This is a genomic window from Neisseria sp. P0006.S009, from assembly GCF_051962915.1.
Classification (GTDB): Bacteria; Pseudomonadota; Gammaproteobacteria; order Burkholderiales; family Neisseriaceae; genus Neisseria; species Neisseria subflava_E.
Map to the genome: position 1 here is coordinate 448234 of NZ_JBQCUV010000001.1, position 21306 is coordinate 469539.

23 protein-coding genes and 1 tRNA gene are annotated in these 21306 nt (G+C 49.2%); 17 read left to right on the forward strand and 7 right to left on the reverse strand.

The window, feature by feature from the left end; translation table 11 throughout:
* Positions 1 to 229: 229 nt before the first annotated feature.
* The 3 genes from aqpZ (at position 230) to ACTHTK_RS02130 (ending at position 1668) form a co-directional block, all read left to right on the forward strand.
* Positions 230 to 928, forward strand: a complete 699-nt coding sequence (gene aqpZ / locus ACTHTK_RS02120) for an aquaporin Z (RefSeq protein ID WP_049359809.1) — start codon at positions 230 to 232, stop codon at positions 926 to 928.
* 147 nt (positions 929 to 1075) lie between these two features.
* Positions 1076 to 1408, forward strand: a complete 333-nt coding sequence (locus ACTHTK_RS02125; RefSeq protein ID WP_440378300.1) for a hypothetical protein — start codon at positions 1076 to 1078, stop codon at positions 1406 to 1408.
* Entirely contained in the window at positions 1396 to 1668 is a 273-nt protein-coding gene (locus ACTHTK_RS02130) for an NF038104 family lipoprotein (protein WP_440378301.1), read from the forward strand. The genes ACTHTK_RS02125 and ACTHTK_RS02130 overlap by 13 nt, the downstream gene beginning before the upstream one ends.
* Positions 1669 to 1727: 59 nt before the next feature.
* Here the strand turns inward: ACTHTK_RS02130 and radC are convergent, their stop codons facing one another.
* Positions 1728 to 2402, reverse strand: coding sequence for a RadC family protein (gene radC, locus ACTHTK_RS02135; protein ID WP_107857191.1), 675 nt, complete (start codon positions 2400 to 2402; stop codon positions 1728 to 1730).
* Positions 2403 to 2880: 478 nt separating this feature from the next.
* On the opposite strand from radC, the gene ACTHTK_RS02140 reads away from it, so the two are divergent.
* From ACTHTK_RS02140 to ACTHTK_RS02165, 6 genes are all read left to right on the forward strand, one after another.
* Complete coding sequence (locus ACTHTK_RS02140; RefSeq protein WP_107857192.1) at positions 2881 to 4005, forward strand: ABC transporter ATP-binding protein; 1125 nt, start codon at positions 2881 to 2883, stop codon at positions 4003 to 4005.
* 15 nt (positions 4006 to 4020) lie between these two features.
* Positions 4021 to 4986, forward strand: a complete 966-nt coding sequence (locus ACTHTK_RS02145) for an ABC transporter permease subunit (protein ID WP_049335897.1) — start codon at positions 4021 to 4023, stop codon at positions 4984 to 4986.
* On the forward strand, positions 4986 to 5873 hold the full coding sequence (locus tag ACTHTK_RS02150; protein ID WP_003679574.1) for an ABC transporter permease subunit: 888 nt from the start codon (positions 4986 to 4988) through the stop codon (positions 5871 to 5873). Before ACTHTK_RS02145 ends, ACTHTK_RS02150 begins: the two co-directional genes overlap by 1 nt.
* Before the next feature lie 149 nt (positions 5874 to 6022).
* Positions 6023 to 7318 (forward strand): NAD(P)/FAD-dependent oxidoreductase, encoded by a 1296-nt coding sequence (locus ACTHTK_RS02155; protein WP_107723451.1) that lies wholly within the window; start codon positions 6023 to 6025, stop codon positions 7316 to 7318.
* Between the two features lie 108 nt (positions 7319 to 7426).
* Entirely contained in the window at positions 7427 to 8377 is a 951-nt protein-coding gene (trxB, locus tag ACTHTK_RS02160) for a thioredoxin-disulfide reductase (protein ID WP_049348440.1), read from the forward strand.
* Positions 8378 to 8547: 170 nt separating this feature from the next.
* On the forward strand, positions 8548 to 9033 hold the full coding sequence (locus ACTHTK_RS02165; RefSeq protein WP_254344777.1) for a DUF4189 domain-containing protein: 486 nt from the start codon (positions 8548 to 8550) through the stop codon (positions 9031 to 9033).
* A 72-nt stretch (positions 9034 to 9105) separates the two neighbouring features.
* Here the strand turns inward: ACTHTK_RS02165 and ACTHTK_RS02170 are convergent, their stop codons facing one another.
* From ACTHTK_RS02170 to ACTHTK_RS02185, 4 genes are all read right to left on the reverse strand, one after another.
* On the reverse strand, positions 9106 to 9546 hold the full coding sequence (locus tag ACTHTK_RS02170; RefSeq protein ID WP_003682952.1) for a hypothetical protein: 441 nt from the start codon (positions 9544 to 9546) through the stop codon (positions 9106 to 9108).
* A gap of 70 nt (positions 9547 to 9616) precedes the next feature.
* Complete coding sequence (gene smpB / locus ACTHTK_RS02175; RefSeq protein ID WP_003679566.1) at positions 9617 to 10063, reverse strand: SsrA-binding protein SmpB; 447 nt, start codon at positions 10061 to 10063, stop codon at positions 9617 to 9619.
* 84 nt (positions 10064 to 10147) lie between these two features.
* Positions 10148 to 10363, reverse strand: a complete 216-nt coding sequence (locus ACTHTK_RS02180; protein ID WP_003746135.1) for a hypothetical protein — start codon at positions 10361 to 10363, stop codon at positions 10148 to 10150.
* Between the two features lie 75 nt (positions 10364 to 10438).
* Entirely contained in the window at positions 10439 to 10642 is a 204-nt protein-coding gene (locus ACTHTK_RS02185) for a cold-shock protein (RefSeq protein ID WP_002217533.1), read from the reverse strand.
* Positions 10643 to 10899: 257 nt separating this feature from the next.
* Here ACTHTK_RS02185 and clpS point away from each other — a divergent pair, with 257 nt between their 5' ends.
* Positions 10900 to 11211: an ATP-dependent Clp protease adapter ClpS gene (clpS, locus tag ACTHTK_RS02190; RefSeq protein WP_003679561.1), complete on the forward strand. Its 312-nt coding sequence runs from the start codon at positions 10900 to 10902 to the stop codon at positions 11209 to 11211.
* Between the two features lie 3 nt (positions 11212 to 11214).
* On the forward strand, positions 11215 to 13494 hold the full coding sequence (clpA, locus tag ACTHTK_RS02195; protein WP_440378302.1) for an ATP-dependent Clp protease ATP-binding subunit ClpA: 2280 nt from the start codon (positions 11215 to 11217) through the stop codon (positions 13492 to 13494).
* 166 nt (positions 13495 to 13660) lie between these two features.
* Here the strand turns inward: clpA and ACTHTK_RS02200 are convergent, their stop codons facing one another.
* Positions 13661 to 13879, reverse strand: coding sequence for a hypothetical protein (locus tag ACTHTK_RS02200; RefSeq protein ID WP_107723454.1), 219 nt, complete (start codon positions 13877 to 13879; stop codon positions 13661 to 13663).
* A 12-nt stretch (positions 13880 to 13891) separates the two neighbouring features.
* Here ACTHTK_RS02200 and ACTHTK_RS02205 point away from each other — a divergent pair, with 12 nt between their 5' ends.
* Entirely contained in the window at positions 13892 to 14062 is a 171-nt protein-coding gene (locus tag ACTHTK_RS02205) for a YegP family protein (protein WP_107723455.1), read from the forward strand.
* 153 nt (positions 14063 to 14215) lie between these two features.
* Positions 14216 to 15223, forward strand: a complete 1008-nt coding sequence (locus ACTHTK_RS02210) for an IS5 family transposase (RefSeq protein WP_107723456.1) — start codon at positions 14216 to 14218, stop codon at positions 15221 to 15223.
* A gap of 196 nt (positions 15224 to 15419) precedes the next feature.
* On the opposite strand, the gene tkt is transcribed toward ACTHTK_RS02210, so the two are convergent.
* A complete protein-coding gene (tkt, locus tag ACTHTK_RS02215; protein ID WP_440378303.1) occupies positions 15420 to 17399 on the reverse strand; it encodes a transketolase in 1980 nt (659 codons plus the stop codon).
* 444 nt (positions 17400 to 17843) lie between these two features.
* Between tkt and ccoG the strand changes: the two genes are divergently transcribed.
* The 4 genes from ccoG (at position 17844) to ACTHTK_RS02235 (ending at position 21305) form a co-directional block, all read left to right on the forward strand.
* Positions 17844 to 19328: a cytochrome c oxidase accessory protein CcoG gene (gene ccoG / locus ACTHTK_RS02220; RefSeq protein WP_107723458.1), complete on the forward strand. Its 1485-nt coding sequence runs from the start codon at positions 17844 to 17846 to the stop codon at positions 19326 to 19328.
* A gap of 3 nt (positions 19329 to 19331) precedes the next feature.
* Positions 19332 to 19898 carry a FixH family protein gene (locus ACTHTK_RS02225; RefSeq protein ID WP_039862483.1) on the forward strand — a complete coding sequence of 189 codons (567 nt, stop codon included), beginning with the start codon at positions 19332 to 19334 and terminating at the stop codon, positions 19896 to 19898.
* A 676-nt stretch (positions 19899 to 20574) separates the two neighbouring features.
* Positions 20575 to 21135 carry a CDP-diacylglycerol--glycerol-3-phosphate 3-phosphatidyltransferase gene (gene pgsA, locus ACTHTK_RS02230; protein WP_296116745.1) on the forward strand — a complete coding sequence of 187 codons (561 nt, stop codon included), beginning with the start codon at positions 20575 to 20577 and terminating at the stop codon, positions 21133 to 21135.
* A 94-nt stretch (positions 21136 to 21229) separates the two neighbouring features.
* A tRNA-Gly gene (locus ACTHTK_RS02235) sits at positions 21230 to 21305 on the forward strand.
* Position 21306: the final 1 nt, after the last annotated feature.

Sequence of the window (21306 nt, forward strand, 5' to 3'; positions counted from 1 at the left end):
TACCTACAAAACAAAATGCTTTTGCATTAACGGCATTTACTTCACAAAAAACAAGGTTCAATCAACCAAACTCAACCTACAAAATACATATCTCTACCCGTTTGTCACCATTTTCAGACGGCCTTTTGTCAAGACCGGAAAAAACAGGTAAATCCGTTTTTCGATTAGAAACAATATTATTATGATTCATGCCTTCGGCAACACCCCCACCCTTTACGAGGAAAAACAAATGAAAAAATATTTTGCAGAATTTTTCGGCACTTTCTGGCTGGTATTCGGCGGCTGCGGCAGCGCAGTATTGGCAGCAGCCTACCCTGAACTCGGCATTGGCTTTGCCGGTGTCGCCTTGGCGTTCGGCTTGACCGTACTGACCATGGCTTACGCCGTCGGCCATATTTCCGGTGGCCACTTCAACCCTGCCGTTTCCGTCGGCCTCTTCATCGGCGGCCGTTTCAACGGTAAAGACTTGTTGCCTTACATCGTATCCCAAGTCATCGGTGCGATTGCCGCTGCAGGTGTTCTGTATCTAATTGCTTCCGGTAAAACCGGTTTTGATGCTGTTGCTTCCGGCTTTGCCAGCAATGGTTTCGGCGAACACTCTCCTAACGGTTACGACATGATGGCCGCGTTGCTGATCGAATTCGTCCTGACCGCATTCTTCCTGATCATCATCATGGGTTCTACCGACAAACTGGCTCCGGCCGGCTTCGCCCCTATCGCCATCGGCCTGGGTCTGACCCTGATTCACTTGATCAGCATTCCTGTGACCAATACTTCCGTCAACCCTGCACGTTCTACCGGCGTTGCCTTGTTCCAAGGCGGCTGGGCTGTTGAACAACTGTGGTTGTTCTGGTTGGCCCCTATTGCCGGCGCAGCAGTGGGCGCGGCTATTTACCGCTTTGTTTTGGCAAACAACGACGACAAATAATCTAAACGGAATGATATTTCCGGTGCGGCCGACACCTTAAACCGTCTGCACCCAAGTTGCCGAGACACAAACGCACCGCCTGACTCAGACGGTGCGTTTGTTTTTGCCATGTTACAATACTTTCTTTTCCCACATTCTCAAACCATCATGCAAACCTTACCTTTTCAAACCGATATCGCCGCCAGAATGCTGGTCAATACTGAAAACGAAACCATCCATCCCGATGCCGTATTCGTACAAACGCAGAACGGCTATTGGATTGCTTGGCACGACCAACAAGCCGCCCTGCTTGCCCCCGACACACCACCCGACATTCCCTGCTTTTGGGTAGAAGGCGCAGAAAACTTGGAAGAGCTGGTAAGCATGGTAGAAAACGGCGAATTTGACGAAGTCGAAGAATTTGACGGCGATGATGATGCTTGGCAAGAAGCACTCGGATGCGACCATCATCATGAAGGACACTGCGGATGCAGTCATTGAGATGCACAAAACGCCTACTTCCGGCACTTGCCCTTTGCTTGACGCTTAACGGCTGCATTGTAGGTGCGGCTGTTGATTTGGCTGCTACAACCGTCCTGACTGCCGGAAAATTGGTCGTCAAAGGAACGGGGGCAGTGATTGACGCCGCCATTCCTGACAGTAAAAAAGACAAGGACAAAGAAAAAGAAAAGAGCAAAGAAAAGCCAAAATCGGAAAAAATCATCTATAGAGAAGAATCCTCCGAAGAAGTAACGCAATAATCCTTCAGACGGCCTCAGTAAGGTAACCAATCCTACTGAGGCCTTCTGAACATTCATCCTTACATATAGCCCTGTTCGCGCAAAGAGCAGGTTTCTTTTGCCGTTACAATAAAATGGTCCAACAGCGTAATATCGACCAAACTTAAAGCCTGTTTCAAACGCTCTGTAAACTGCACATCAGATTCAGACGGCCTTGCCGAGCCGCCCGGATGATTGTGTGCCAAAATCAAACTGTCGGCATATTCATCCAATGCCAATTTGACGATTTCACGGATATAAACCGTATTTTCCGCCACCGTACCGCGCGACAATTCCCGTACCGCAATCAATTGATTTTGACGGTTGAGCAGCAAAGCAACGCTGACCTCGATTTTTTCATGCCCAAGATGCAGGCGCAGATAATCCGCAACCGATTTCGGGCTTGACAAAACAATCTGCTCCTGCAAATCTTCACCCAAAATCCGCCGCCCGATTTCTTTGACCACGGCAAATTGAGTATAGCTTGCCAAACCCATGCCCTTATAAGCAGCGAGTGTTTTGGCATCCGCACTCATCAGCTTCCCCAAACTGCCAAATTCACCCAACAAATAACGCGCCAAATCGACCGCACTCATACCGCGTGTTCCGACACGCAATAAAATCGCCAGCAACTCCGCATCACTCAATGCCGCCGCGCCGTGCTCCAACAGCTTCTCACGCGGCCGCTCCCCCTCGGGCCATTCTTTAATGCTCATGTTTTCCCTTTTTATTCATATAGCGGATTTAGTTTTTTTATTCAGAACAAAACCATCTTGCCCGCATAAAACGCAATCCGCACGACTTTATTAAAATTAATGCAATTTGCGTATTTTATTCTATCTTAAATTATTTTTTAAGACATTTGAATATAAATTAAATCCTTTTGTGCAGAAAAACAACGTTACCCATTTTCGCTATCCTGTTCCCCTGCCTGCCTTTCCTTTCCTATTTGCTTCAAATCAGCCGCTACAAGCATTTTCATATTGCCCCTATGAGGCTTAGGCTAATATAATATTGAGTTTGCCGAGAGCAAAAGCTGAGGCTTAAACTGCTTTCTATCCACGCTGCCCGTGCGCTTTACAAGAGTTTCAGACGGCCTCCGTCCGACTCCCGCCAGCAATCAAACAGCTTTTTATCACCCATTCGAAAATCCGTTTTGCCGGTACTCGTCTTTCTTTTTGGAGTATTGCCATTATGACCGCAACCACTGCGTCTTCAGCCAAACCTTATTTGCAAATCCAAGGCTTGGTGAAAAAGTTTGGTGACAATTACGCTGTCGATAACATCGACTTGGACATCTATCAACACGAAATCTTCGCCCTTTTGGGCAGCTCAGGCAGTGGCAAATCCACGCTGCTGCGCATGTTGGCAGGCATGGAAAGCCCCAATCAGGGCAAAATCATTCTCGACGGCCAAGACATTACCAAGCTTGCTCCGTACGAGCGCCCAATCAACATGATGTTCCAAAGCTATGCTTTGTTCCCGCACATGAGCGTTGAGCAAAACATCGCTTTCGGTCTGAAACAAGACAAAATGCCTAAAGGCGAAATTGATGCCCGTGTGGAAGAAATGCTACGCCTGGTGCAAATGACCAAATTTGCCAAACGCAAGCCGCACCAACTCTCCGGCGGTCAGCAACAACGTATCGCTTTGGCGCGCAGCCTGGCGAAACGTCCTAAAATCCTGCTGCTTGACGAACCTTTGGGCGCACTCGATAAAAAACTGCGCCAACAAACCCAACTGGAATTGGTCAACACGCTGGAACAAGTCGGCGTAACCTGCATTATGGTTACCCACGACCAAGAAGAAGCGATGACGATGGCTACCCGTATCGCCATTATGTCCGACGGCCAATTGCGCCAAGTTGGCACACCTAGCGATGTGTACGACTACCCTAACAGTCGCTTTACCGCTGAATTTATCGGCGAAACCAATATTTTTGACGGCGTCGTTATTGACGACCGCGCCGATTTCTCTATCGTCAAATGTGACGGCTTGGAAAACCACGTCCGCATCGACCACGGCCTTGGCGTTCCGAACGACCATGAAATCTGGATCAGCATCCGCCCAGAAGACATTGATTTGCATAAAGAAAAACCAGAACACTTGGGCGCGCACAACTGGGCCCAAGGCACGGTTAAAGAAATTGCCTATCTGGGCAGCTTTGCAATTTACCACATCAAACTCGCCAACGGCCGTGTCGTTAAGAGCCAAGTTCCCGCACCTTATTGGTATGTGCGCAACATTACGCCGCCGACTTGGGACGAAACCGTCTATATCAGCTGGCCTGAAAACCAACCGACACCTCTGTACAGTTAATTTGAGGGAAATGCAATGGACCTTAAAAAACTGAAAAAGAAACTGTTTCGCCGTCCTGGACAGCGTGCAGTGATTGCCGTGCCGTATATTTGGCTCTTGGTGCTGTTTCTGATTCCGTTCGCCATCGTATTGAAAATCAGCTTTGCCGAACAAGAAATCGCCATTCCGCCATTTACGCCGTTGACGACGATTGATGAAGACTTAGGCCGTCTGAACATTGCCATCAGCTATCAGAACTACGCCGACATTTTCCAAAACTTTTGGAATACGCTCAATCCGTTTGGCGACAGTGAAAACAGCAATATCTATTTGATGACCTACTGGTCTTCGATTAAGACCGCGCTGACGACGACCATCATCTGCCTGTTAATTGGTTATCCGACCGCTTATGCCATTTCACGCGCCAATCCGGCTGCGCGCAACGGCCTGCTGTTGGCAATCATGCTGCCTTTCTGGACCTCTTTCCTGCTGCGTGTTTACGCATGGATGGGCTTATTGGGTCACAACGGCATCATCAACAATTTCTTAATCAAATATGGAATCATCAGCGAGCCTTTAGACCTGTTCTACAATGCTTTCTCGCTGAATTTGGTGATGGTTTACGCCTATCTGCCGTTTATGATTTTGCCGCTGTACACACAACTGGTAAAACTGGACAACCGCCTGCTCGAAGCCGCTTCCGACTTGGGTGCAGGTCCGATCAAATCGTTCTTTACCATTACCCTGCCTTTATCCAAAACAGGCATCATCGCAGGCTCTATGCTGGTCTTCGTTCCGGCCGTCGGTGAATTTGTGATTCCTGAATTGGTGGGCGGCTCTGAAAACCTGATGATCGGTAAAGTATTGTGGCAGGCATTCTTCGACCAAAACAACTGGCCGCTGGCTTCTGCCGTCGCCGTCGTCATGGTTGCCCTGCTGGTTGTACCGATTGCCCTGTTCCAGCACTATGAAAACCGCGAATTGGAAGAAGGAGGCAAATAATGCAGAAAACCAAATTATCCTGGTTCTTGAAACTGATGCTCCTGCTCTCGCTGGCATTCCTCTATATTCCGCTGGTGGTTTTGGTCATCTATTCTTTCAATGAATCCAAACTGGTTACCGTTTGGGGCGGTTTCTCAACCAAATGGTACGGTGCATTGATGGAAAACGACACCATCTTGGAGGCGGCCTGGCTGTCATTGCGTATCGCCATCGTTTCCTCGCTTGCCGCCGTAGCACTCGGCACATTGGCTGGTTACGCCATGGCGCGTATTAAGCGCTTCCGCGGCAGCACCCTGTTTGCCGGTATGATTTCCGCGCCTATGGTGATGCCTGATGTGATTACCGGTTTGTCCATGCTGTTGCTGATTATTCAGGTACAAATGTTCCTGCAAGGCAGTGAATTGCTGCAATCGCTCTACTTCGATCGCGGTTTCTTCACCATCTTCCTCGGCCACACCACGCTTTGCATGGCGTACATTACCGTCGTCATCCGCTCGCGCTTGGTGGAATTGGATCAATCCTTGGAAGAAGCCGCTATGGACTTGGGCGCCCGTCCGCTGAAGATTTTCTTCGTGATTACCCTGCCGCTGATTGCCCCTGCGATTGCTTCCGGCTTCCTCTTGGGCATTACCCTGTCTTTGGACGACTTGGTCATTACCTCCTTCCTATCAGGCCCGGGCTCATCGACATTGCCGCAAGTAATTTTCTCCAAAATCAAACTCGGCCTTGACCCTCAGATGAACGTTTTAGCAACCATCCTGATCGGTATCATCGGTACGCTGGTGATTGTCGTCAACTACTGGATGATGCGTCAGGCAACCAAACGGGAACGCGAGGCTGCCGAAGCCTACCGCCAAGAAAAATTGGCAGCCGAAAAAGCCGCCTAATATGCAGACAGGCTGTCCGATAAAGTGTCGGAACAGCCTGTTTTATTAACCGCATTTTATCCTTTCAGACGGCCTAAACTTAAGCCCATATTCCTGGCCGTCTGAAAACCTGTTTTCAATAAAGTGAAAACCAACCTAAAGCCCAAATCATGATCAATCCCAGCTTCAAAGAATACCTTCCCTCCTACTATGTCAGCACAGCCAATCCCCATCCGTCTTATCCGACGCTTGAAGGCCGTCTGAAAACTGAAACCTGCGTTATCGGCGGCGGCTTGACCGGTTTATGCACCGCCCTACCGCTTGCCGAAAACGGCCATGAAGTCATCGTACTCGAAGCCGCACGTATCGGTTTCGGCGCATCAGGCCGAAGCGGCGGACAAGTCATCAGCGATTTTGCCTGCGGCATGGAAGAGATCGAAAAACAAGTCGGCTTAGAACAGGCCCAATGGTTCTGGCAGCAATCCCTGCAAGCCGTTGAACTGGTTGACTCGCGCATTCAAAAACACAATATCCAATGCGATTGGCAACGCGGCTACGCGACCGTCGCCGTCCGTCCTCAGCATTGGGAAGAATTGCAACAATGGCACAAACACGCACAAAAACATTATGGCGCAAGCCATTACCAGCTTTGGGATAAAGCCACACTGAAGCAACAACTAGCCAGCGATATGTATCAAGGCGCGCAATTTGATCCTTTATCCGGCCACTTGCACCCGCTCAATTACACCCTAGGCATTGCCAAAGCGGCAGCCGATGCAGGCGCACAACTTTTTGAGCAGTCCCCGATGACGCGTATCGAGCCATGCGATAACGGTTGGCTGGTTCATACACCCAATGGCAGCGTTGAATGCAAAAACCTCGTTTATGCCGTCAATACTTATGCCGGTTTACACCCGAAATTCAAAGTATTGGAACAAAAAGCCATTGCCGTCAGCACCTTTATCATCGCCACCGAGCCTCTGGGCGAGCGTGCCAAAGACCTGATCCGCAACAATATGGCCATCTGCGACAACCGCCACGTCCTCGACTACTACCGCCTCAGCGCCGACGGCCGCCTGCTCTTCGGCGGCAAAGACAACGAGTTTATCGACGATCCTGACTGCATGACCGAACTCGTCCGCCAAGACATGCTGAAAGTTTTTCCGCAACTTGCCGATGTCAGAATCGAGCATTCTTGGGGCGGCGAATGCGACATCACGCGCAACCTCGCTCCACATTTCGGCCGCCTCGCCCCTACCGTTTTCTTTGCACAAGGCTACTCCGGACACGGCATGGCGATTACCGGCATTGCCGGTTTGGCAATTGCCGAAGCCATCATGGGTGATGACGGCCGTCTGAAACCTTTCGAACAACTGCGCCACAGCAACATCATCACCCAGCCGTTCCTGCGCAAACTCGGCTCCTACCTCGGTTCCAAATACTACCAGTGGAAAGACAGCCACTAAACCCAAACGACAAACATATTTCAGACGGCGGCAGATTCAAGTAGAATTTAGGCCGTCTGAAAGCGTAGACACGACAAAATTCAATCATTTATCAGCAAGGAAACCATCATGAGCAACCATCACAAACTCATCATCCTCGGCTCCGGCCCTGCCGGCTATACTGCCGCCGTCTATGCCGCCCGTGCCAACCTTAACCCTGTAATCATTACCGGCGTTGAGCAAGGCGGACAATTGATGACCACCACCGAAGTGGACAACTGGCCTGCCGACGCAGAAGGCGTACAAGGTCCGGAACTGATGGCCCGTTTCCAAGCTCATGCCGAACGCTTCGGCACTGAAATGATTTTCGACCAAATCCACACCGTTGATTTGCAAAACCGTCCGTTTACCCTCAAAGGCGATATGGGCGAATACACCTGCGATGCACTCATTGTTGCTACCGGCGCATCCGCCAAATATTTAGGTTTGCCAAGCGAAGAAACCTTTGCCGGCAAAGGCGTTTCCGCCTGTGCAACTTGTGATGGTTTCTTCTATAAAAAACAAGATGTTGCCGTAGTCGGCGGTGGCAATACCGCTGTGGAAGAAGCCCTCTACCTTGCCAATATCGCCAACACCGTTACCCTGATTCACCGCCGCGACAGCTTCCGCGCCGAAAAAATCATGGTGGACAAGCTGATGCAACGGGTTGAAGAAGGTAAAATCATCCTCAAGCTCAACAGCTCGGTTGATGAAATCTTGGGCGACGAAAGCGGCGTTACCGGTGCACGCCTGAAACACAATGACGGCGGCACTGAAGAAATCTCCGTCAAAGGCGTCTTCATCGCCATTGGCCACAAACCCAACACCGACATCTTCAAAGGCCAACTTGATATGGACGAAACCGGCTATTTGAAAACCAAAGGCGGCACCGGCGACAATGTCGGCGCCACCAATATCGAAGGCGTATGGGCGGCAGGCGACGTCAAAGACCATACCTACCGTCAAGCCATCACCAGCGCAGCTTCCGGCTGCCAAGCCGCACTTGATGCCGAACGTTGGCTCGACCGCCACGGCGCATGAATCTCTAAAACTGCGCCCTATTCTTTGAAACATCATCAACAGGCCGTCTGAAATTTCAGACGGCCTATTATCTGTTTGCCACACTGAATTTCATTTTAATGGCAAATTTATATCAAATAAGTACTTTTGCTTTATAATGACAACAAATACCCAACAAACAGGGAACAAACATGAAAAAAACACTAACGACACTTATCCTTTGCGCACTGACTCCTGCCGCCCTGGCTGCCGATACTTACGGCTACCTGGCCATGTGGCAAAACCCAGCCGACAGCAATGAAGCGCTGCAAATCAAAACCACCAAAGAAAATGCCACCCAACTGGACGCGACAGCCGAACTCGAAACATTCTGCAAAGGCCAAGATGCCTTAGCCGGTATTGGCGCAGGCCAAGCAACAGGCTGCAAAACGGTTGTCCCACTGCACAATACCTGTATCGCGGTTGCCTACCCTAAAGCCATGGGCAAATTGACTGCTCAAAACGTAGTGGCCATTACATCTCCGCGCTTCAAAAACGTGCATCAAATTGCCTTGAGCCAGTGCATCAAAAAATACGGCTCTCAAGGACAATGTGCTTTAGAAACAGTCTATTGCACTTCCGATACTTACTATCAAGGTACGGTCAAAACCCTTTGGGAAAAAATCAAATCCATTTAAGGCCGTCTGAAAATAAAACCGGCTTGCCCGATATTCTCCATATCACGGCAAGCCGGTTTTTTATTCTGGCTTTTATTTGCTGTTTTTTTCCAACAATTTAGCGACAACGCCTTCGGCCTGTTTCACCAAATCAGGATTGGTTCGGAAGTGGTTTTCATCGTTCAAAGAGTAGCTGACCGTAGAAACCGCGTACTTGGTGCTTCTCAACACAAATACGCCTTTACGCAAGATTTCGTTATTGCCTTTGGTTTTGTAACGCAGGTTATACGGGCAAGAAGAATCATACAGTTTGCCGCGGTTGTCTGCAGTTACAATCGTGCTGCCAATGCCGCGTTTTGCCAAAGCTTTGGACAAAGCACGATCCAAATCATGCGGTCTTACTTTTGCATTTTGAATGATGCAGACATGTTTGATGCTGGTCAGCTCTTCAGGCTTCAATACTCTTTGTTCCGTAGTGGAACACGCGCCCAGCAACAATACGGCTGAAGCCGCCGCTAAAATCATGGTTTTCATCTGTTTTCCTTTTAAAATGTTCAAACAATAAATATTCAGACGGCCTTTATACAAAGGCCGTCTGAAAAAATCAACGTACGTTTTTCATCAAACGCTGTTTCTCACGCTTCCAATCCGCTTCTTTCAGGCTTTGGCGTTTGTCATGCTGTTTCTTACCCTTGGCCAAACCGATTTCCACTTTGATTCTACCGCGGGTGTAATGCAGGTTTAAGGGCACAATCGTATAACCGGCACGTTCGGTTTTGCCGATTAACTTATTGATTTCCGATTGCTTCAACAACAACTTACGCGGACGGACAGGGTCGGGTTTGACGTGTGTCGAGGCAGTGGGCAATGCGGTAATGTGGCAGCCCACCAAATAAAATGCGTCTTTTTTCCAGTAGATATAGCTTTCTTTTAATTGCACGCGTGCAGCGCGGATGGCTTTGACTTCCCATCCTTCCAATACTATACCGGCTTCGATTTGGTCTTCGATAAAGAAATCGTGAAAGGCTTTTTTATTATTGGCAATACTCATTGTGCTGATTCTTTACAAACTTTTCAGACGGCCTATTTTATCAGGCATGCTTAAAAAATAAAACGGCAAACGGTTTTGAAACGTTTATTCGCTTAAAACATGGCGGCGGTAAAAGCGGTCTATATCGGCAATGGCTTTTTCATCTTCAGGACGCAAATCCAGTTTCAAATCGGCAAGGCGGATCAAAATTTGGTCTTCACGCTCGGCAACGGCGCAGCTGACCTCGCCTTCGCTGCGGAAATGACGGATAAGCTCGTCCAACTGGTTTAAAGCATTTTGATAAGATGAATTTGGATTCATAATTTTTAACTCGAACGCCCATAAAAAATGGCGGGAAACCCCGCCATGATTTTACGGCTTATGCCGCGCATTTGATTAAGCAGCTTGAATGTTAGCAGCTTGTTTGCCTTTAGGGCCGGTGGTTACGTCGAAAGACACGCGTTGGCCTTCTTTCAGGGTTTTGAAACCTTCCATGTTGATCGCTGAGAAGTGAGCGAACAGATCTTCGCCGCCTTCGTCAGGAGTGATGAAACCAAAACCTTTAGCGTCGTTAAACCATTTTACGATACCGGTTGCCATTAGAAACTTCCTATACTTAAAAATTAACAAAATCAGCAAAACAAGGCATACAGCAAACTAAAACGTTCAGCGTTTCTCCCCCGTTTTTATTACGCGGTCGAGTGCCAACTTCTGCTTAACCGTCTTTTTACATTTGTTAAGACAAAACGTCAAGCTATGTTTTCAAAAAAGTGGGAAAATAGAAAAAATTGGCCGAAATACAACAGAAAACGGTTTACACTCTAAAACAGGCCGTCTGAAAACTGAAACCTAAGATTATGAACCATCCGAATACCGACCACCAATCCGATACCCTGCTCAGCGATATCAACACACAGCCGCCGAAACGTTACGGCGTATTTTTATTGAACGACGATTACACCACCATGGAATTTGTCGTCGAAATCCTGACCGAAGTCTTTATGCTTGCACAGGAACAGGCCGTGGCCGTCATGTTGCTGGTGCACCACGAAGGCAAAGGCCTGTGCGGCACCTACACGCGCGATATTGCGCAAACCAAGCAACATCAGGTCATGGAACGCGCCAAAGCTGAAGGGCATCCGCTCAAATGTATAGTCGAAGAGGTTTAAACCATGCTTTCACCCGAATTGGAACACATCCTGCAACTGCTCTACCGTGAAGCACGCAACGCGCGTTATGAGTTTATCAGCTTGGAACACCTGCTTTTGGTGCTGATAGAAGAAGATGCGGCTGTGCCGAACGTCTTGAAACTGTGCGGTGCGGATTTGAAAGTCCTGTCCGAGCAGCTGGCCGCCAGCGTGGCCGAAAATACGCCGCAAATTCCCGATCATCTTCTGGATACGGTCGAAACCCAACCGACATTGGGCTTCCAACGCGTCATCCAACGGGCGATGGTGCATACCCAGTCTGCCGGCAAAGCCGCAGTAGAGCCTTTGGATATTTTGGTTGCCATGATGAGCGAATCCGAAAGCCATGCCGTTTATTTCCTCAAATTGCAATCCATTACGCGCTTTGAAGTCTTGCGTTGCATTGCCCATGGCTCGCCCGATGATGAAGACGGCAATGATTCAGACGGCCTGGGACGCGAGGGTGAGGAAGCAGAACAAAAAACCGGCTCACTTTCCGACTACACCGTCAACCTCAACGCCGAAGTCAAAGCCGGCCGCATCGACCCCTTAATCGGCAGAAAACACGAAATGGAACGGTTGGTGCAAATCCTGTGCCGCCGCCGCAAAAACAATCCGCTTTTGGTAGGCGAAGCTGGCGTGGGTAAAACCGCGCTGGCGGAAGGCTTGGCACATCAAATCGTCAACGGCGACATTCCCGACGCGCTTAAGGAAGCCGAAGTGTACGCGCTGGATATGGGTTCGCTTTTGGCAGGCACGAAATACCGCGGCGACTTTGAAGCGCGGGTCAAATCCGTCTTGAAACAGCTCGAAAAAATCCCGCACGCCATTTTGTTTATCGACGAAATCCACACCATCATCGGCGCGGGCAGCACCAGCGGCGGCACAATGGACGCATCCAACCTGCTCAAACCCGCATTGGCGAAAGGCTCGCTGCGCTGTATCGGCGCAACCACTTACGACGAATACCGCACCATTTTCGACAAAGACCACGCCTTAAGCCGCCGCTTCCAAAAAATCGACGTGGTCGAACCCACCGTCGCCGAAACCGTGCAAATCCTGCGCGGCTTGAAACCGATGTTTGAAGATTTTCACCAAGTGCGCTATACGCAAGGTGCGCTCGAAGCCGCCGCCGAACTTTCCGCCCGCTACATCAACGAACGTTTCCTGCCCGACAAAGCCATCGACGTGATGGACGAAGCAGGCGCGGCGCAACGGATTTTGCCCAAATCCAAACAGAAAAAAGTCATCGGCAAAGCGCAAATCGAAACCGTCATCGCCAAAGTTGCACGGATTCCCGAAAAAACCGTATCGCACGACGACAAGCAAGTGCTGCAATTCCTCGGCCGCGATTTGAAAAACATGGTTTACGGTCAGGAAAACGCCATCGACGCGCTGGTTGCCGCCGTCAAAATGTCGCGCTCCGGCCTTGCCCTACCCGACAAGCCCATAGGCAGCTTCCTCTTCTCCGGCCCGACCGGCGTCGGCAAAACCGAAGTCGCCAAACAGCTTGCCTACTCGATGGGCGTACCGCTGCAACGCTTCGATATGTCCGAATACATGGAACGCCATGCCGTATCGCGCCTCATCGGTGCGCCACCAGGCTACGTCGGTTTCGAACAGGGCGGCCTTTTGACCGAAGCCGTCAACAAACAGCCGCATTGCGTGTTGCTCTTGGACGAAATCGAAAAAGCCCACCCCGACATTTTCAACGTCCTCCTGCAAGTCATGGACGCAGGCAAACTGACCGACAACAACGGCAAGAGTGCCGATTTCCGCAACGTCATCCTGATTATGACCACCAACGCAGGCGCGGAAAGCCTCAGCCGCCCCAGCCTCGGCTTTACCGCCAAGCGCGAACGCGGCGACGAAATGCAGGCGATCAACAAACTCTTCACGCCCGAGTTCCGCAACCGCTTGGACGCGATTATCCCGTTTGCACCCTTGTCCGAACCCTTCATCGTAAAAGTTGTGAACAAATTCCTGCTTCAGCTCGAACACCAGCTCCTCGACAAAAAAGTCGAAGCCGAATTCACGCCGGCATTGCGCAACTATCTGGCGGAAAAAGGTTTCGACCCGCAAATGGGCGCACGCCCGATGAACCGCCTGATTCAGGAAAAAATCCGCAAACCGCTCGCCGACGAACTCCTGTTCGGTAAACTCGCCGAAGGTGGCTTCGTGCTGATAGACTGGGATGCGGCAAAAGAAGAAGCCGTGTTGAAATTCAAGAAAAACAAAGCCAAACCTGAAGCAGCAGCGGTTTGACGGATAAAGGCAAAAGGTCGTCTGAAAACGAAATTTCCGTTTTCAGACGACCTTTTTTGTAATTAACATCCAATTCTCATCTATTCTTGTTCGCGGGAGCGGCTTAAGCCCAATTCCAAATCGGCATGGCGCACAGCCAACTGACGTTCAACTAATTCACGGTAGGTCATTCTTTGATACCCATTAAATATTTTATCCGTCTGTACAACTTCTTAACCCACGAAATATTTACAAATGTATAAATCTTTGTTACAACTTCGCCGTCATACTGCGCATTTTCCCGTGCAGCCCGAAATTTTGCCCGGGCTTCTTCAGGGCCGTCCGCCCAAATGCTCAATGACCAGGACTTGCCGTCAAAGCGGTAAGAAAACATGTACTCATTCATAGGAGAAACCTTATGTATTTTGAAATCTATAAAGACGCAAAAGGCGAATACCGTTGGCATTTGAAAGCAGCCAACCATGAAATCATCGCTCAGGGCCAAGGCTACACCAGCAAGCAAAACTGCCAGCACGCAGTCGATTTGGTGAAAAGCACTACCGCCGCTACCCCTGTAAAAGAGGTATAAAATCCGCTTTTACCCTAAGCCCGCGCCCTACGCGGGCTTTTTTGTCAGTCGCCGAATAGTGGTCATAAATAGCAAAATATCTAATAATTTGAGACCTTTGCAAAATTCCCCCAAATCCCCTAAATTCCTTCCAAGACATTTAGGGGATTTCTCATGAGTACTTTCTTTCAGCAAACCGCACAAGCCATGATTGCCAAACACATCGACCATTTCCCGCTATTGAAGTTGGATCAGGTGATTGATTGGCAGCCGATCGAACAATACCTGAATCGTCAAAAAACCCGTTACCTCCGAGACCACCGCGGCCGTCCCGCCTATCTCCTGTTGTCCATGTTCAAAGCCGTCCTGCTCGGACAATGGCACAGCCTCTCCGATCCCGAACTCGAACACAGCCTCATCACCCGCATCGATTTCAACCTGTTTTGCCGTTTTGACGAACTGAGCATCCCCGATTACAGCACCTTATGCCGCTACCGCAACTGGCTGGCGCAAGATGACACGCTGTCCGAACTGCTGGAACTGATCAACCGCCAACTGACCGAAAAAGGCTTAAAAGTAGAGAAAGCATCCACCGCCGTCGTTGACGCCACCATTATCCAGACCGCCGGCAGCAAACAGCGCCAGGCCATAGAAGTCGATGAAGAAGGACAAGTCAGCGGCCAAACCGCACCGAGTAAAGACAGCGATGCCCGTTGGATAAAAAAAAACGGGTTATACAGACTCGGTTACAAACAACATACCCGTACCGATGAGGAAGGCTATATCGAGAAACTGCACATTACCCCCGCCAATACCCATGAGTGCAAACACCTGTCGCCTTTATTGGAAGGATTATCCAAAGGTACGACCGTCTATGCCGACAAAGGCTATGACAGTGAGGAAAACCGGCAACATCTGGAAGAGCATCGACTGCAGGACGGCATTATGCGCAAAGCTCACCGCAAACATCCGCTGTCGGAAGCGCAAACCAAACGCAACCGATATTTGTCGAAGACCCATTATGTGGTCGAACAAAGTTTCGGTACGCTGCACCGTAAATTCCGCTATGCGCGGGCAGCCTATTTCGGACTGATTAAAGTGAGTGCACAAAGCTACCTGAAGGCGATGTGTTTGAACCTGTTGAAAGCGGCTAACAGGCTAAGTGCGCCTGTTGCTGCCTAAAAGGTGGCCGGATACCTGATTAATCAGGTATCCAAGGGGGATTAAGGGGGAATTTGGGTAGAATCAGTGGATATTTGAAACAAAAACAGCCGAAAATCTTTGTTTGGATCTCGGCTGTCGGGAGGAAAGGAATTTTGCAAAGGTCTCAGGCCGTCTGAATTTCAGACGGCCTTTTTATCTCAATCAAAAATCTGATTTACAAAACGGATTTAACAGTGGCAACCACATTGTCTACGGTAAAGCCGAATTCTTTGAACAGCAAGTCAGCAGGTGCAGACTCGCCGAAGCGGTTGATACCGACCACGGCACCGTTCAAACCGACGTATTTATACCAACCGTCGGCATGTCCGGCTTCTACGGCTACGCGTGGCAAACCTTCCGGCAGAACGGCGGCTTTATAGGCGGCGTCTTGGCGGTCGAATACATTGGTAGACGGCATGGAAACGACACGTACGGCGATACCTTGTTCTGCCAATACTTTTTGTGCTTCCAGAGCCAATTCAACTTCAGAACCGGTAGCAATTACAATAGCTTGCGCATTACCTTGAGCTTCGCTGATTACATAAGCACCGCGTTTGATGTCGTTCAGTTGTTGCTCATCACGCGCTTGGAATTTCAGGTTTTGACGGCTGAAAATCAGGCTGGACGGATGATCGGCCGCTTTAACGGCTTCAGACCACGCTACCAAAGATTCAACGGTATCACATGGACGCCATACATCCATATTTGGAATCAGGCGCAGAGTGGCAGTTTGCTCGATAGGTTGGTGGGTCGGACCGTCTTCACCCAAACCGATGGAATCGTGGGTAAACACAAATACAGGGTTGATTTTCATCAGCGAAGCCATGCGCAAGGCATTACGCTCATATTCGCTGAACATCAGGAAAGTCGCGCCGAATGGTTTAACACCGCCATGCAGGGCAAGGCCATTCATGATTGCGCCCATACCGAACTCGCGCACGCCGTAGTGAATGTAGTTGCCACCGTGTTCTCGGGTAACGGAAACGCTGTTTGACCAGTCAGTCAGATTGGACGGGGTCAAGTCGGCAGAACCGCCCACCAATTCAGGCAGCTCTTTTGCCAAGATTTCGATACTGTTTTGGCTGGCTTTACGAGTGGCGATGGTTTCTGCTTTGGCACACACTTCTTTCAATGCAGCTTGAACGTAAGCATCGAAGTTTTCCGGCAGTTTTTTATCCATGCGGCGCACGAATTCTGCGGCTTCGGCAGGGTATTTGGCTTGATATTGAGCAAAGAGCTCGTTCCATTCGGCCTCAAGTTTCGCGCCTTTTTCTTTTGCATCCCATGCAGCATAGATTTCTTGAGGGATTTCAAACGCAGGATAAGCCCAACCCAAATGTTTGCGCGTGGCTTCGATCTCGTCCGCACCCAAAGGCGCACCGTGGGTTTTATGGCTGCCTTCTTTGTTGGCACTGCCTTTGCCGATTAAGGTTTTGCAGCAAACCAGGGAAGGTTTGCCGGTTTCGGCTTTGGCCGCTTCAATGGCCGTCTGAATGGCATCAGTATCATGACCGTTTACATTTGGAATCACATGCCAGCCGTAGCTTTCAAAGCGTTGCGGAATATTTTCGGTAAACCAACCGTCCACTTTACCGTCGATGGAAATATTGTTGTCATCATATAAAACAATCAGTTTGCCCAAGCCCAAAGTACCGGCAAGCGAACAGGCTTCATGCGATACGCCTTCCATCATACAACCGTCGCCCATGAAGACGTAGGTGTGGTGGTCAACGATGTTCAAACCGTCTTTATTGAATTCAGCAGCCAAGATTTTTTCGGCCAAAGCCATGCCCACAGCGTTGGCAATACCTTGTCCCAATGGGCCGGTCGTGGTTTCCACGCCGTCGGTGTAGCCATATTCAGGATGGCCGGGGGTTTTACTGTGCAGTTGGCGGAAATTTTTCAGATCATCAATAGAAACGTTGTAGCCGGTCAGGTGCAACAGGCTGTAAAGAATCATGGAAGCATGACCATTGGAGAGGACAAAACGGTCGCGGTTGTAGAATTTCGGGTTAGCCGGATTATGATTGAGGAACTTCGTCCACAACACTTCTGCCATTTCCGCCATACCCATAGGCGCACCCGGGTGGCCTGAGTTGGCTTTTTGTACGGCATCGACTGAGAGGAAACGGATTGCGTTTGCCAGTTGAGACATGGTTTGACCTTCCTTGGACAAGATTGGAAATATGAAAAAAGGTGTGCCGATTATCGCCTGAATCAGCCGTGCTTTCAAGGATAGCTTTTGATATTCGCTTTGTCAGACGGCCTGTTTCCACTCGGTTGCCCGAAACGAACAGGATAGATGATATTAACTGTTATTTCGTTTTGAAACAGTGCTTTATATATTTTTATCGTGTAAATAGCAAATCACTATAAGTTTGCATACAGGCTGATTCGTAAACCTTTGAATACTGCCCTTTTCAGACGGCCCTACATCAAACGGCCACAAGGAATCCATCGTTAAGACGAAGTCCCTCTTTTGCTTTGAATAGAGTCAAATGTTATGATTTGTATGCACGCGAAAGGCCGTCTGAAAATATTCACATCAAACTACTACCATGACAACAGGCTTGTGTGCACTTCATCAAGGAACACTGAAATGTCACCAGAAAACCAAGCTGAAAACACCACACCCTCAACAGAAAAAACAGCAAAAGCCACTGCGCCCAAACCTTCCAAACCCAAATCCAGCGTGATTCAAATCCATCCCGAAGGCGAACGCATCCATCCTAAAAAGGCAGAAGGACGCTTTGCCAAACTGCGTATCGCCGCCGTATTGGCGACCCAGTTTGTATTTTACGTTATTCCATGGTTCAACTGGAGCGGCCGTCAGGCGGTTTTATTCAATATCCCTGACCGTCATTTCTTCATTTTCGGACTGTCGCTGGGCATGGGCGATTTGATCTACCTTGCCTTGCTGCTGATGATTTGCGCATTCGGATTGTTTTGGTGGACAACCATTGCCGGTCGTTTGTGGTGCGGCTATTCATGCCCGCAAACAGTTTACACCGAAATTATGCTGTGGATCGACAACTTGGTCGAAGGCGATAGAAACAAACGCCTGAAACTGGAAAAATCGCCTTGGAACTTTACTAAAATTCGCATTAAGGCCACCAAATACCTGCTGATTTTCCTTGTCTGCGCATGGACAGGTATCACTTTTGCAGGCTGGTTTATCCCGATCCGCCAATTTATTCCCGATTTATTCACCGGAGCAGCAGGCGGCGGCGCAATGTTTGCCGCAGCATTTTACGGATTCATGACTTTCTTCTTCGCCCACATCATGCGCGAAAAAGTGTGTCTGCATATGTGTCCGTATGCACGTTTCCAAAGTGCAATGTTTGACAAAGACACGCTGATTATTTCTTACGATACCGAACGCGGCGAACCGCGCGGCGCACGCAAGAAAACCGCCAACAAAGAAGACAGCGGCTTGGGCGACTGCATCAACTGCACCATGTGCGTGCAAGTCTGTCCCGTCGGTATCGACATCCGCGACGGTTTGCAATACCAATGTATCGGCTGCGCGGCGTGTATCGATGCCTGCGACGAAATCATGGACAAAATGGGCTACGAGCGCGGCTTAATCCGTTATACGACCGAAGGCGCGTTGGAACACGAATACCCTGAAAGCGACATCAAAAAACGCTTGAAACGTCCGCGTGTAGCTGGTTATGGCGCAGTACTCCTGGTGGTCATCATCGCCTTCCTGGTCGGCATTTCCACCCGAAAAATGGTCGAAGTCGATATCCTGAAAGACCGTGGCGTCATGGTTCGCGAAAACAGCCAAGGCTGGTTGGAAAATGCCTATAACCTGCGCATTATCAACAATAGTGAAAATGAACAACTGATGACTGCAACCGTCAAAGGCTTTGATGAAATCGCGCTGACCGGCCTGCCTGAAAACGGTATTAAAATTGCGCCGCGGGAAACCGTTACCATCCCGGTACAGGTATCTACCATTCCCGAATACGCCGACAAAGGCAGCCATCCGATTGAATTTACCTTTATCTATCACGAGACCGGCTCTGCTGACTCCAAACCGACTACTTTAGAAGAAAAAGCAACCTTTATCGGAGAATAAACGGTGTCCCCACAACCCAAAATCAAACCTTGGTACAAACATATTTGGCCCTGGGTGCTGATGGCTGGCCCCATCTTCGTCGTTATCGCCAGCGTTTCCATGTTCTTCGTCGCAAAAGAACATACGACAGACTTGGTGTCTGACGATTACTACAAAGACGGCAAACACATCGAAATCCAACTTCACCGCGATGAAGAAGCCGTTAAACGGCAAATTCAGGTGCAGGTCTTAATCAGTCCGGATATGAATGCCGCCAAAGTATTCGTCAGCGGACAATTCGATACCAAACAGCCATTAAACCTATTGTTGATGCACCCAACACGCAAAGCCGATGACCAAACCGTCAAGCTGCGCGCCGTAACAGCCGAACCGCAAAACGGCCGCATGGAATACGAAGCCGTCTTTAAACCTTTACGCCCAACCAATCATTGGTACTTACGCGTTGAAGATGCCTCAGGCGTATGGCGTGTTGAAAACAAATGGATAGTCAGCCAAGGCAATGCAGTCAACTTGACGCCTATGGACAAATTGTTCGACAACGGCAAACAAGCCGCTTCAACAGAACAATAAATCCCGACCCAGGCCGTCTGAAACCTTTCAGACGGCCTGAAATCTTCATACCCTTTTATATTCCCTTCCAAATATGATTTTTTCCGATTGGCGCAGACTGACCGAAAATGAAGTCCGTATGGCAAAACAAGTTTTTGCGGACAGCATAAACTTCCACCGCATCAAAATATATCGCGGCATTCCACTTATACCCAACGCCAATACCGCCATTGCGCCCAATGGAAACATATACTTTCCGCGTAAACACTGCCCCGAAGATTTCACTCAAGCCGGCATAGCCTACAAAATTTGGCTGATTCATGAGCTGACACATGTCTGGCAACACCAGCGCGGTCACAAAGTTTGGCTTTCCGGCCTATTCATCATGCTCAAAGGCGGATACAGAAAACGCAAAGCTTACGCCTACCCCATCCCCTTACCCCACATCAACCAATTAAATATCGAACAGCAGGCAGACCTTATTGCCCACTATTTCGCAGCTACTTTTCTACCCAAAAACATTTACACCCCGCAACAGCCTATTTTTCAGACGGCCTTAGCAGATTTTCTTCACAACCCACACGACAAAAACCTATGCCCGAGATACTTGTCGGCAAAAAAACAACACTTCAAAAAGCAGAGTGAACAAATAAGCTATAATGAACAACCCGACACATCATCCAAAAGATCCCAAACCATGCCTTGGAACATACCTATTTTACTTACCTGGATGCGCGTCCTATTAATCCCCGTGTTCACCATCCTATTCTATTTACCGAACACATGGATTCAACCACAAACCGTCAACTGGACAGCCGCCATCATCTTTGCACTTGCCGCTATTACAGACTGGTTCGACGGCTTTTTGGCACGCCGCTGGAAACAAACTTCCGACTTTGGCGCATTCCTCGACCCCGTTGCCGACAAACTCATGGTCGCAGTTGCCCTGCTCCTGCTCGTCAGCCTTGGCAGAACATACGCCATCTTCGCCATGATTATCATCGGCCGGGAAATTACCATTTCCGCCTTGCGCGAATGGATGGCACAAATGGGCAAACGCGGCAGCGTTGCCGTGGCAACCATCGGTAAATTCAAAACCACTGCCCAAATGATCGCCATCTTCCTTTTGCTTATCGGCACAGACAAATATAGCGATCCTTTCTATCTCATTGGTAACATATTGATGTTTATAGCATCTGTATTGACCATCTGGTCAATGTGCTACTACCTGAAAATGGCATGGAAAGAATTCAAATAAATTTTTTAAAAAAATAAAAACAAAACACTTGACGCACGCGATTAAATCCATAATAATTGCGTCTTCTTCGATATACGAAGCAACAAATATCAGAGCGGGAATAGCTCAGTTGGTAGAGCGCAACCTTGCCAAGGTTGAGGTCGCGAGTTCGAGACTCGTTTCCCGCTCCAT

Bases quoted from the DNA above. Each gene is read 5' to 3' on its own strand.
- ACTHTK_RS02210 (WP_107723456.1), top strand. From the start codon at position 14,216: ATGAGTACTTTCTTTCAGCAAACCGCACAAGCCATGATTGCCAAACAC.
- ACTHTK_RS02180 (WP_003746135.1), bottom strand. From the start codon at position 10,363: ATGAATCCAAATTCATCTTATCAAAATGCTTTAAACCAGTTGGACGAG.
- ACTHTK_RS02165 (WP_254344777.1), top strand. From the start codon at position 8,548: ATGAAAAAAACACTAACGACACTTATCCTTTGCGCACTGACTCCTGCC.
- ccoG (WP_107723458.1), top strand. From the start codon at position 17,844: ATGTCACCAGAAAACCAAGCTGAAAACACCACACCCTCAACAGAAAAA.
- clpA (WP_440378302.1), top strand. From the start codon at position 11,215: ATGCTTTCACCCGAATTGGAACACATCCTGCAACTGCTCTACCGTGAA.
- clpS (WP_003679561.1), top strand. From the start codon at position 10,900: ATGAACCATCCGAATACCGACCACCAATCCGATACCCTGCTCAGCGAT.
- tkt (WP_440378303.1), bottom strand. From the start codon at position 17,399: ATGTCTCAACTGGCAAACGCAATCCGTTTCCTCTCAGTCGATGCCGTA.
- ACTHTK_RS02140 (WP_107857192.1), top strand. From the start codon at position 2,881: ATGACCGCAACCACTGCGTCTTCAGCCAAACCTTATTTGCAAATCCAA.
- ACTHTK_RS02125 (WP_440378300.1), top strand. From the start codon at position 1,076: ATGCAAACCTTACCTTTTCAAACCGATATCGCCGCCAGAATGCTGGTC.
- radC (WP_107857191.1), bottom strand. From the start codon at position 2,402: ATGAGCATTAAAGAATGGCCCGAGGGGGAGCGGCCGCGTGAGAAGCTG.
- aqpZ (WP_049359809.1), top strand. From the start codon at position 230: ATGAAAAAATATTTTGCAGAATTTTTCGGCACTTTCTGGCTGGTATTC.
- trxB (WP_049348440.1), top strand. From the start codon at position 7,427: ATGAGCAACCATCACAAACTCATCATCCTCGGCTCCGGCCCTGCCGGC.
- ACTHTK_RS02150 (WP_003679574.1), top strand. From the start codon at position 4,986: ATGCAGAAAACCAAATTATCCTGGTTCTTGAAACTGATGCTCCTGCTC.
- smpB (WP_003679566.1), bottom strand. From the start codon at position 10,063: ATGAGTATTGCCAATAATAAAAAAGCCTTTCACGATTTCTTTATCGAA.
- ACTHTK_RS02155 (WP_107723451.1), top strand. From the start codon at position 6,023: ATGATCAATCCCAGCTTCAAAGAATACCTTCCCTCCTACTATGTCAGC.
- ACTHTK_RS02130 (WP_440378301.1), top strand. From the start codon at position 1,396: ATGCAGTCATTGAGATGCACAAAACGCCTACTTCCGGCACTTGCCCTT.
- ACTHTK_RS02185 (WP_002217533.1), bottom strand. From the start codon at position 10,642: ATGGCAACCGGTATCGTAAAATGGTTTAACGACGCTAAAGGTTTTGGT.
- ACTHTK_RS02200 (WP_107723454.1), bottom strand. From the start codon at position 13,879: ATGAATGAGTACATGTTTTCTTACCGCTTTGACGGCAAGTCCTGGTCA.
- ACTHTK_RS02205 (WP_107723455.1), top strand. From the start codon at position 13,892: ATGTATTTTGAAATCTATAAAGACGCAAAAGGCGAATACCGTTGGCAT.
- ACTHTK_RS02145 (WP_049335897.1), top strand. From the start codon at position 4,021: ATGGACCTTAAAAAACTGAAAAAGAAACTGTTTCGCCGTCCTGGACAG.
- ACTHTK_RS02170 (WP_003682952.1), bottom strand. From the start codon at position 9,546: ATGAAAACCATGATTTTAGCGGCGGCTTCAGCCGTATTGTTGCTGGGC.
- pgsA (WP_296116745.1), top strand. From the start codon at position 20,575: ATGCCTTGGAACATACCTATTTTACTTACCTGGATGCGCGTCCTATTA.